Source organism: Maritalea sp. S77 (genome assembly GCF_049801075.1).
Lineage (GTDB): Bacteria > Pseudomonadota > Alphaproteobacteria > Rhizobiales > Devosiaceae > Maritalea.
This window is the reverse complement of the sequence record NZ_JBNAGG010000005.1, coordinates 177,515-187,987: the sequence shown is the minus strand read 5'-3', so window position 1 is coordinate 187,987 and position 10,473 is coordinate 177,515. Positions and strand designations below refer to the sequence as shown.

9 protein-coding genes and 1 tRNA gene are annotated in these 10,473 nt (G+C 50.8%); 5 read left to right on the top strand and 5 right to left on the bottom strand.

What is annotated here, in order from left to right:
• Positions 1-246: 246 nt before the first annotated feature.
• Positions 247-1,269 (bottom strand): IS110 family transposase, encoded by a 1,023-nt coding sequence (locus tag ACP15Y_RS15535; protein ID WP_424982476.1) that lies wholly within the window; start codon positions 1,267-1,269, stop codon positions 247-249.
• 295 nt (positions 1,270-1,564) lie between these two features.
• A tRNA-Arg gene (locus ACP15Y_RS15530) sits at positions 1,565-1,641 on the bottom strand.
• 259 nt (positions 1,642-1,900) lie between these two features.
• Between ACP15Y_RS15530 and ACP15Y_RS15525 the strand changes: the two genes are divergently transcribed.
• The 4 genes from ACP15Y_RS15525 (at position 1,901) to ACP15Y_RS15510 (ending at position 6,547) form a co-directional block, all read left to right on the top strand.
• Entirely contained in the window at positions 1,901-2,389 is a 489-nt protein-coding gene (locus tag ACP15Y_RS15525; RefSeq protein WP_424984029.1) for a gluconokinase, read from the top strand.
• Positions 2,390-2,497: 108 nt separating this feature from the next.
• The gene (gene polA, locus ACP15Y_RS15520; RefSeq protein WP_424984022.1) at positions 2,498-5,350 is read left to right on the top strand and encodes a DNA polymerase I; all 2,853 of its coding nucleotides are present in this window, start codon (positions 2,498-2,500) and stop codon (positions 5,348-5,350) included.
• Positions 5,351-5,409: 59 nt separating this feature from the next.
• Complete coding sequence (locus tag ACP15Y_RS15515; RefSeq protein ID WP_424984021.1) at positions 5,410-6,264, top strand: homocysteine S-methyltransferase family protein; 855 nt, start codon at positions 5,410-5,412, stop codon at positions 6,262-6,264.
• A 76-nt stretch (positions 6,265-6,340) separates the two neighbouring features.
• A complete protein-coding gene (locus tag ACP15Y_RS15510) occupies positions 6,341-6,547 on the top strand; it encodes a DUF3955 domain-containing protein (RefSeq protein ID WP_424984020.1) in 207 nt (68 codons plus the stop codon).
• A gap of 32 nt (positions 6,548-6,579) precedes the next feature.
• On the opposite strand, the gene ACP15Y_RS15505 is transcribed toward ACP15Y_RS15510, so the two are convergent.
• Positions 6,580-7,746, bottom strand: coding sequence for a serine hydrolase domain-containing protein (locus tag ACP15Y_RS15505; RefSeq protein ID WP_424984019.1), 1,167 nt, complete (start codon positions 7,744-7,746; stop codon positions 6,580-6,582).
• A gap of 121 nt (positions 7,747-7,867) precedes the next feature.
• Positions 7,868-8,296 (bottom strand): GNAT family N-acetyltransferase, encoded by a 429-nt coding sequence (locus tag ACP15Y_RS15500; RefSeq protein WP_424984018.1) that lies wholly within the window; start codon positions 8,294-8,296, stop codon positions 7,868-7,870.
• A 95-nt stretch (positions 8,297-8,391) separates the two neighbouring features.
• Between ACP15Y_RS15500 and ACP15Y_RS15495 the strand changes: the two genes are divergently transcribed.
• Positions 8,392-9,198 carry a hypothetical protein gene (locus ACP15Y_RS15495; protein WP_424984017.1) on the top strand — a complete coding sequence of 269 codons (807 nt, stop codon included), beginning with the start codon at positions 8,392-8,394 and terminating at the stop codon, positions 9,196-9,198.
• Here ACP15Y_RS15495 and ACP15Y_RS15490 read toward each other — a convergent pair.
• On the bottom strand, positions 9,195-10,469 hold the full coding sequence (locus ACP15Y_RS15490; RefSeq protein WP_424984016.1) for an MFS transporter: 1,275 nt from the start codon (positions 10,467-10,469) through the stop codon (positions 9,195-9,197). The genes ACP15Y_RS15495 and ACP15Y_RS15490 overlap by 4 nt on opposite strands.
• Positions 10,470-10,473: the final 4 nt, after the last annotated feature.

The window sequence follows — 10,473 nt, the reverse complement described above, 5'->3', positions numbered from 1 at the left end:
CCAATGTCCTGTGTGGATGGCTCCGTAATTGCAAGTACTTTTTGTGACTTATTTCCGAGATCAGATACAGTCCTGTGTCCGGCCTATTGATGCAGGTTTATGCTGCTGGCCCTGATGATTTCCGCGAACCAAGTCCCATTCCGCTTGGCGGACTATTTATGTCCCCGGACATTGGCGGGGTGTCTTGGCTCTCCGGCTGGCCCGGATATTCATCACATCATACGTTCTTGCAAACTTATTCTCTTTTTAGGTTGTACTCATCTCCCTGTACGGTTCGCCATTGGTGAGCACCGCCCATGCTATGCGAGCTGTTTTGTTTGCCATAGCAACGGCCGCGAGCTTTACGGGCTTGCGCTCGAGCAGGCTGAGCATCCATGGATCAGCTCTTTCAGGTTTGGTTTTGGCAGCGCGCACGCGACTTGCCATGCCGTTGACCAAAAGCTTGCGTAGATATTGATTGCCCATGCGACTTATGCGCCCCAACACTTGTTTACCACCACTCGATTTGTTGAGTGGCGTCAGGCCGATCCAGGCAGCAAAGTCGCGAGCACTTCGAAACTGCCTTCCATTGCCGATGGTCGCAACGATGGCGGAGGCTGTTAGGGGCCCGATGCCGGGTATGGTTCGTAGTAGTTCAATGCGTTCATCCTGCTTGGCCTGCTCAGAGATGGTCTTGTCCAGCCTGGCGATGCGCAAATCAAGATCAATCAATTGATCGCACAGCAGCGCAATGACATCTTCAGCACTCTCGGGAATTTCCAAAAGTTCGCCAACCTGCATCTCGCGCGCAAGGCGGCGCAAATGATCAATGCCTCTGGGAATAATAATCCCAAACTCGGCGAGCAAACCACGGATCATGTTTACCAGCTGGGTGCGTTGATTGATCAGTGCCTGACGAACACTATGTTGGCTTAATATAGCTTGCTGGTCTTCTGTCTTGATGGCCACAAACCGCATGCTGGGACGTGTGACAGCCTCGCAGATAGCAGCAGCGTCTGCCGCATCCGATTTGCCGCGTTTAACATAGGCTTTTACGTAAGTGGCTGGCATCAATTTTACTTCATGACCCAGCGTCGTCAGCTCACGCGCCCAATAATGGCTCGATGCACAAGCCTCTATACCAATCAAGCAGGGGGCTAATTTTGCGAAGAAGGGCAGCATTTGGGCGCGACGTAAGGGTTTGTTGAAAGCGACCGATCCATCTTCATAAACGCCGTGGACCTGAATAACATTCTTGGCAAGATCAACGCCAATTGTGATAATCTGCATTTGTGGCTCCTATACTAGCAGTGATAACACCTGCCATTATGGCGCATTTAACGCCGGTGTGTAGGAGCCATCCACACCATCCGCTATTGGGATATAGATACAAGCGAGTGGATAATCATTTATATGTCCACTAGAGACAATTAACGTATCACTGCGCATGTTCACTAATCAATAAAGCCGAAGAGCGTTGTGAGTAATGCATATTTCATTGCTGAGGCGTGCTGCATCGTGCTTACGATGTGCTTATTTTTGGAAAAGCCCAAAATCTAAAAACTGGCTAAATCACTGAAATAATTGGTGCACCCGACACGATTCGAACGTGTGACCTCTGCCTTCGGAGGGCAGCGCTCTATCCAGCTGAGCTACGGGTGCTTAGATGCACATGATGTAGTTGTGCCGCAGGGGCTCTACAATGTGGCGCGAACTTAAACCAAGCGGGCGCGCTTCACAATGGGGAAGATGCAAAATTATTTGCATTTTTTAGTTCTCAATCATGTGACATTGTGGGCGTAAGTGGACACGGTGAGTTCTGTGTTTTGGCTTAACGTTTACTGGTTCAGAGTTTCTAAGAAAGTTGTAAGTTTGTTGGACAGTTCGAGGCAGATATGTGAACAAAACTAAGCATATCTTAATGGTTTGCGGGGTAAGTGGCGTTGCTAAGTCGACGGTTGGCGCAAAGCTTGCGCACAAATTAGATACCCAGTTTCTTGACGCAGATGACCATCACCCAATGGAAAATATTGACCACATGCGCAGCGGTTTGCCGCTGACGGATCATATGCGTGTAGGCTGGTTGGATGCGGTTTGTCGCGCGATTCAAAGTGAGCATGAAGAGCAGGTTATCGTTGCCTGTTCCGCGCTTAAGAAAAAACATCGCGATGTGTTTCGGGCGCATTTTGAACAGTGCTATTTCGTGTTGCTTGACGTGTCGAAGGATGTGTTGCGGACACGCATGGCGGCGCGGACAGCACATTTTATGCCTGCGAGCTTGCTGGACAGCCAGTTGGCCACGTTGGAACGGCCCGACGTGAAAGAGCGCGACGTAAGCCTGATGGATGGGACGCTACCGGTTGAAGAGCTTATGACAATGCTGGCCAAATTCGGGTCACGACACAGCTAAATCGCTGCCATCAATAAAGGTGCATAGACCCGCCCGATCAATCCGATTAGATTATGGTTCAATCGAATTGATTCATATTTCGCTGAATGACCAATCTAGGGAATAATCATGCATCTGCTGCTCGTTGATGGCTCCACTTATATTTTCCGTGCTTATCACGCACTGCCGCCTTTGGCGCGCAAATCGGATGGATTGCCCGTGGGCGCGGTCTCCGGCTTTTGTAATATGCTTTATAAGCTGACCTTGGATTTTGAGGGGGAAGAAAATCCCACCCATATGGCGGTGATATTCGACCATTCTGGCAAAACATTTCGCAATGATTTCTATCCTGAATATAAAGCCCATCGCCCGCCGGCGCCCGAAGATTTGGTGCCGCAATTCCCGCTGACGCGCGATGCGACGCGCGCATTTGGCATTGCCTCGGTGGAGCAAGAAGGCTTTGAAGCTGATGATCTGATTGCCACTTATGCTCGTCAGGCTGAGGCCAAAGGCATGCGGGTGACAATCGTGTCGAGTGATAAAGATTTGATGCAGTTGGTGTCTGATAAAATCTCGATGCTCGATACCATGAAAAACAAATGGATCAGCTTTGACGAAGTGCAGGAGAAGTTTGGCTGCGGTCCGGACAAGGTGATCGATATTCAATCGCTCGCGGGCGATAGCGTGGATAATGTGCCGGGCGTGCCCGGCATCGGGATCAAAACGGCAGCGCAGCTAATTGCAGAATTTGGCGATCTTGATACGCTTCTGGAACGAGCAGGCGAGATTAAGCAAAACAAACGCCGCGAAAAGCTGATCGAATTTGCCGATCAGGCGCGGATTTCGCGCGATTTGGTAACGTTGAAAGCTGATGTGCCAGTGGAGGTGCCGCTTGATGAATTGGCGCGCCAGCCCATCAGCGCCAGCGATGTGATCCCATTTCTAAAGGCAATGGAATTCACCACCATAACCAAGCGTGTCGCGTCGGCCTTGGAGGCGGATGCGGATGAGATCGAGGCTGATGAAAGTCTGGCCGCGGATGAAAGCGAAGTGGAAGCCACAGCAAGCGCTGCCTCAGGCGAACACACACCGATGGGCCTGTTTGAAAAACGTTTGGCCGAGGTGCAGGCGATTCCCGTTGATCATGACAAGTATGAAACTGTCCGCACCTCCGAGGCGTTGCAAAAATGGGTGGAAGCCATTTGGGACAAAGGCTATGTGGCCATCGACACAGAGACCACGGGCCTCGATAATCAACAGGCTGACCTTGTGGGCATTTGCTTGGCCACAGAGATGGGCGAGGGGTGTTATATCCCGTTGCAACACAAGTCTGGCGAAGATGATCTGCTGGGCGGCGGCATGGCACCGGATCAATTGCCACTGGCCGATGTTTTGAGCGCATTAAAGCCTGTGTTGGAGGCGCGCTCCATCCTCAAAATTGGGCAAAATATGAAATATGATATGGGCATGTTGATGCGCTATGGCATCGAAATGTCGCCCATTGATGACACCATGTTGATGTCTTACACCACAGATGGTGCGCGCAATAATGGCATGGATGCGCTCTCTGAAAAGTGGCTGAACCATACGCCGATCAAATTTACAGATTTGGCGGGCACAGGCAAAAAACAAAAAACCTTCGACCTTCTGGAAATCGAATCTGCGTCTAAATATGCAGCAGAGGATGCGGACATCACGCTGCGCCTTTGGCATCTTTTGAAGCAACGTGTGGTGGCCGAAAAAGCAACCACACTTTACGAGACCATTGAGCGGCCATTGGTGCCCGTATTGGCGCGCATAGAAGCGCGTGGCATTCATGTAAACCGTCAAATCTTGAGCCAATTATCCGGCGAATTTGCCCAACGCGCTGCAGCACTTGAGGCGGAGGCGCACGAGCTGGCAGGCGAGAAATTCAATATTGGTTCCCCAAAGCAATTGGGCGATATCTTGTTTGGCAAAATGGAATTGCCCGGCGGCAAGAAAACCAAAACAGGTGCCTGGCAAACAGGCGCAAGCGTGTTGGATGATTTGGCTGCTGAAGGCAATGATTTGGCACAAAAAGTGCTCGATTGGCGCGGCTTGTCGAAATTGAAATCGACCTACACAGACGCGCTGCCCGAATTCATTAACCCGCATACGGGGCGGGTGCACACATCTTATGCGCAAGCGGCAGTGGCCACGGGGCGCTTGTCCTCTTCCGATCCGAACTTGCAAAACATTCCGGTGCGGTCTGAAGATGGCCGCAAAATCAGAACCGCATTTGTGGCCGAAAAAGGCAAAAAACTCATTTCGGCTGACTATAGCCAGATCGAACTACGTGTTTTGGCCCATATTGCCGACATTGATGCGTTGAAAAAAGCATTTTCGGACGGTTTGGACATTCACGCCATGACGGCCTCGGAAATGTTCAATGTGCCGATAGAGGGCATGGACCCAATGGTGCGACGGCAAGCGAAGGCCATCAATTTCGGGATCATATATGGCATCTCCGCTTTTGGCTTGGCAAACCAATTGGGCATCTCGCGCTCGGAAGCCAGCGACTATATCAAAACCTATTTTGAGCGGTTCCCCGGCATTCAAGACTATATGAATGAGATGAAAAAGTTCGCGCACGACAAGGGCTATGTGGAGACCCTGTTTGGCCGAAAAGCCTTCTTCCCGGAAATCAACACCAAAAACCAAGGGCACCGCGCCTTTTATGAAAGGGCGGCCATCAATGCGCCGATTCAAGGCACCGCCGCAGACATTATCCGCCGCGCCATGATCCGAATGGAAGCAGTGCTGCAGGAAAGCTCTGTACCGGCGGATATGCTGTTGCAAGTGCACGATGAATTGATTTTCGAAGTGCCGGAAGAATCGGCGAACGACGCGATTCCGCTGATCCAAAAAGTTATGTGCGATGCGCCATTGCCTGCGGTACAACTCAGCGTGCCGCTTGAAGTGGATGCACGCGCCGCGGACAATTGGAACGATGCGCATTGACCCGGTTGGGGCAAAATTCTGAGACATGCTTTCTTTGCTATACTGGCTTAGAAACAGATTTGATCTTCAACCAAAATGTCGATCTGCCGGGCTTCGCCACCTTTCCATTGCTGGAAAGTGAGGCGGGGCGCAACCGGTTGGTTAAATCCTATCAAGAACAGATAGATCTAGCGCGAGAGTTTGGTTGTGGCACGATGTTGGAAAGCGCCACTTGGATGGCGAATGGAGACCGTGCCGCGCCGCTCGGATATAACCGTGAGCAGTTGGCCAGCGCCAATTTTGCGGCGTTGAAACTGTTGCATCAAATGGCGAGCAAAAATGCTGATGTGCCGCTGCGGATCAGCGCCCAAATCGGCCCGCGTTGCGACGGTTATCGCCCACACATGCAAATGGATGAAACAGAGGCCGAGCGCTATCACGCGATCCAAATGGCACAAATTGCTCAGGGCAGTCCGGACATTGTGAGTGCCTTCACAATGTCATACTCCGAGGAAGTGATTGGTATTGTTCGGGCCGCGCAGCATCATAGTTTGCCCATAGCCATTTCGTTCACGCTAGAAACGGATGGCAAATTGCCAACGGGCATGGCTTTGGGGGAAGCAATCGAGAGGGTAGATGCTGTCACAAATCATTACACCGACTATTTTTTGATCAATTGCGCGCATCCTGACCACTTTATGGCAAATCTTGTTGATGCCCCTTGGATCAAAAGGCTCAAGGGCGTCGTGGTCAACGCCTCTCGGTGCAGCCATGAAGAGCTTGACGCAGCCGATCAATTGGATGATGGCGACCCTCAGGAACTCGGGGAGGCAATCGGACACATCAAACAGCGTTTTCCCCATTTTCAGATATTTGGTGGATGTTGCGGCACAGACTTGCGCCATATGCGCGAGATGGCGCAGCGTTTATCTTAAACGCAAAATAACGCCGTTGAATTGCCATTTTTTAGGCCTAGCAAATCATGCTCACGTTCTAAAAGTGGAATGAAAAATGCGTAAAACTTTTATCGTTGCCCCGTTGATCCTATTGGCTTTAGCCGCCGCATCATACATTGCCGAGGCCATTTTTTATGGCGGTCGTCTAGATGAAAATAATGTGGTGCAAGAAAGCTTCTTTTTGCCGCTCACCTTCATCCTCATTGCCTTGGCAATTATCAGTTTTGTGGTGTTCGGCGCGCGCAATTTGCTCAAAAAGTAGCCCGAACTGTTGGGGCAGCTCGGGCGAAGCGCCTAGTCGCAATTGCTTGCAGATTTGAGTGCGTCCTCAAGTTTAAACAAATGGAAACTTGCGGCGAAAAACGCGTTGGCCATATCGTCGTCCGGCTCGCCATTAAGCAGCAATACAACGCCGCGTTTCCAGTCACGATTATAAATGGCAAAGCTCACCGCGCCGGGGTCGCTGCCTGTATGGCCCCAAAAGCTTGTGCGTTCGGGCAAAGGCCCTTTCAGGCGGAATTTTTCCAAAAATAGACCATAGGCTTTTGCGTCACTCTCGATTTGGCCAGCGTAAAGCCGATGAAAATCTTTGGTGTCCAATAAAGTTTCGCCATTAAAACTCCCCTCATTGATCATCATTGCCATAAAGGTCGAAAGATCACTAATGGAGGAGCGCAGGCCACCATCTGGCCAAGTGGCCAAACTATACGGGCGATTGGGCATGAAATCTGGCAGAGGCGCGTCGTAATAAGGCCGGGCCAATTCACCAGCCTGAAAGTCGCGCAAATGCCAATGGGTGTTCTTCATGCCGAGTGGCTTGAAAATACGCTCCTCGGTCAATTGATCAAACGGCACGTTGGTCGCTTCGGCCACCGCGTAAGCTGCAAGCGCCGAACCAATATTGCTATAGTGATATTGTCCGGGCTCAACGAAATTGGCCTTCGGATCGAACTGTGCACCACCGGGGCTGAGATAATCAGCCAAATAGTCATCTAACGCCGTCGGATGGTCTCCATCTTGATGGTAGGTGTGTGTGGAATAATAAAGTGAACTGCGATCATTGATACCGGCACGATGTTGAGCCAAATCAGTGAAGCTCATGCTTGCGCCATTTTCGGCCCCGATCTCGAATTCAATAAATTCGGCAATGTTTTGATCAAGCTTCAGTTCACCGTGCGCCGCTGCCTGCATCATGCTGACCCCGATCAGCATCTTGGACGTTGAACCGAGCGTAAATGCGGTTTCCCCAGTTACCTTTTGCGCGGCTTCCAAGTCAGCATAGCCAAAGCAAAGCTTGCCAATCGCACCCTCCGGCCCCACCAGAGCCATGGCCGCGCCGGGAATTTCTTGTGCCACCAACATATTCTCAAATTCAGATTTTAGGGCCGAAAAATCATCGTCTGCCCACGCCTGGGTCAAGCCGCAACCCAGCAAAATTCCCGCCACAATCCACCTAATCATATCGCACTCCTTTGATAATGGAGCTATAGAAATAGGCTCAAACAGAAATGGATCAAGTGAAATTTAAAAGATAAAAAATTAAAATAATAGTTTAATTAACTTCGAACATGCGCTAAGTGTGCTAGTCGGCAGAAAATGTGCCTTCATAGTAGATCATCTTGTTCCCGCTAAGGCTTTGACTTCGATAAAATCCGTTGGCCTCTTTATTGTCCAACTCCGTCGCAACCCAAAAACTTTGAACACCATGTTTTTGCGCCCATTGAAGGGATGCCGCAAAAAGGGATGTCGCTATCCCTTTGCGCTTTTGCGTCGGAGCCACGCCCAAATTGTCGATGTAAAGCGTGGGCGGCTCATCAGGATTAAAGTGCAAAATGGCGCGAATTTGTCCCACCACCAAATGGTCCTTTTCGGCCACAGCCATAAAGTGGCTAGGCTGGTCGCAAAACGCTGACAGCAATTGTGGTTTGATCGGCGCGTCGAAAACGTCGGGTGCCACCGCATCCAACAGATTCATATTCGTGTGATCGATAATGTGAATGTCGAAGCCCATCTTGCTCTCCTCCTAAAGGCAGCATTGCGCAAACTTGAATCCCAATCAATCGCCCCCATATCTGGCCGACCCAATTAAAAGCCTCCGAGGAAAATATGCGCCAGATAAGTTCAACGACAAATGCCCTCATAGTGGCCGGGCTTTGCGCCACAACAATTGCGATGCCAAGCGCCGCACATGCAGAGACTGATCAGGTGGGCACAATCTATCATTATGAGCGCTCAAATCAGGACGGTAGTTTACCAGAGCAGATCTCGGTCTTTTACGCGTCAAAGGACGCCGTCGAGGTGTACAAGGCACGCGAAAAATGCACAGACGCGGCGTTTGTTCATGCCAAACTAGATCCGGAAAGCGGGGTGGCATCGTCGATCACTGGCGCACGTCTTTTGCCGGATGCAGAGCATTTCGATTTCGCGTTTCTCACATATGACGAAGCGGCAAAGGCACTTTCCATACGTGTCGAGCTGCCCAACATGCCTGTGATTAAAAAATCGACACAAGTGGAGCACACACCTTGGCATCTGTACGATTTCGATTTCGCCAGCCTCACCATCGCGCATCAATTGGCAGAAAATCCAAAGTCAGATTTTAATTTTGGACTGCCGCTCTTGCTGGCTGATCCTTCATTGGAAGAACCACTGACATATGTGGGCACCGTGAAGGCAACATATGACGAAGAGTATACAGCGATTTCCCATCGGTTTAGCTTGAGCTTTGTTGGCGAAAACAGCGAAATTGGCCAACTTATTTTCGACCCGATGCACGGCCATTTGGAATTAGCTGAGCTCAATATCCCGAACCATTTGGGCTATAAAGATTTTAAGCTTGATTTGTTGTCGACTCAAAAGGGCGGTGAGAAAGGGTGGAAAAACTTTCTCACCAACCATTTTGCAGGCTGCTAGCTCGACATCATTTCATTCCGGCGCGCCGCTAGCTTGGGTTGAAGCGCCAAATATAGAGTCGAAATCGCGAAGCAATAAATGGCGTTGCCCCAACTTTGCTGCGCCAAATTGATGTCTGCATCAATTAACATGCCAGAAATGCCCGGACCCGCGGCGGAAGCGAACACCATGCCCGCGATGGCTAATGCACGAATGCCACCAATATGGGCGGTGCCGTAAATCTCCGCCCAAAGCGCGCCAGCAACTGATGGTGCCATGCCGCCTGAAAGCGCTACAAACATGAAAAAGAGCGGGATGGCCCATTGCGCATTGAAACTCGCCATGACCAAACTTGCGATGCCCATGGGCAGCAAAAAGAAGGGTAACATGCGGAAGGCGCCAAACCGATCGACCAAAAAACCTGTCGCCAAAGCCATAACAACATTGGTGGCTGACATGAGCGGCAGCCACGCCGTGTATGTTAAAACTGACCAGCCTTTAATGCCCACCAAATGGGCCTGGTGGAAGAAATAGATGGTGGCCAAGGCCGGCAAAGTCATGGCCCCGAAAACCAGCAAATAAAAGAGCGGGTCTTTTAGCACATTGGCGCGCGTCCAATGTTCGCCCGTCACTTTACCCTCTTCGCCGCCATCAGGGTTGACTTCACCCCGGGCTTTTGCGCGCTTGCCATCCGGTGGATCGCGCAGCAAAAAAGTGATAATAGGGATAAAGACGACAATCAAAATGCCTGCCGCCGCAATCCACACATTGCGCCAGCCGATTGCCAAAATGCCCACTGTCACGGAGAATGGCAAAATCGCCTCCCCCAACGTGTAGCCCATTTGCGAAAAGGCGAGAGCACGCCCGCGAAAACGGTTGAACCAACGGGCCATGGCCGTTTGTGCCACATGCGGCAACATACCTTGGCCAAAAAAGCGCAGCCCGAATAGCGCCAACACCAACATCACCAAATTGCCGACCTGGGACATCACCAGTGTCATAACGGCGAGGCCGACCATACAAATAATACCCAAAAGCCTTGGGCCAATACGGTCTGCTAAATTGCCAACAATGGAAATCAAAATCGCGCTCGCCAAGGTGGCCAACATGTAGAGCTGCCCAAACTGCCCGTCAGTCAAATTGAAAAAGTTGCGAATTTCCGTGTTGAACTGGGCAATAAAAATCGTCTGCCCCCCCATGGAGGCAAAGGTCATAATAAAGCCAGCGCCAATCCATTGCACTTGTCGTCGATTGAGCTCCGATAGCGGTGGGCTGGGGGAGATAAGGGACATTTGA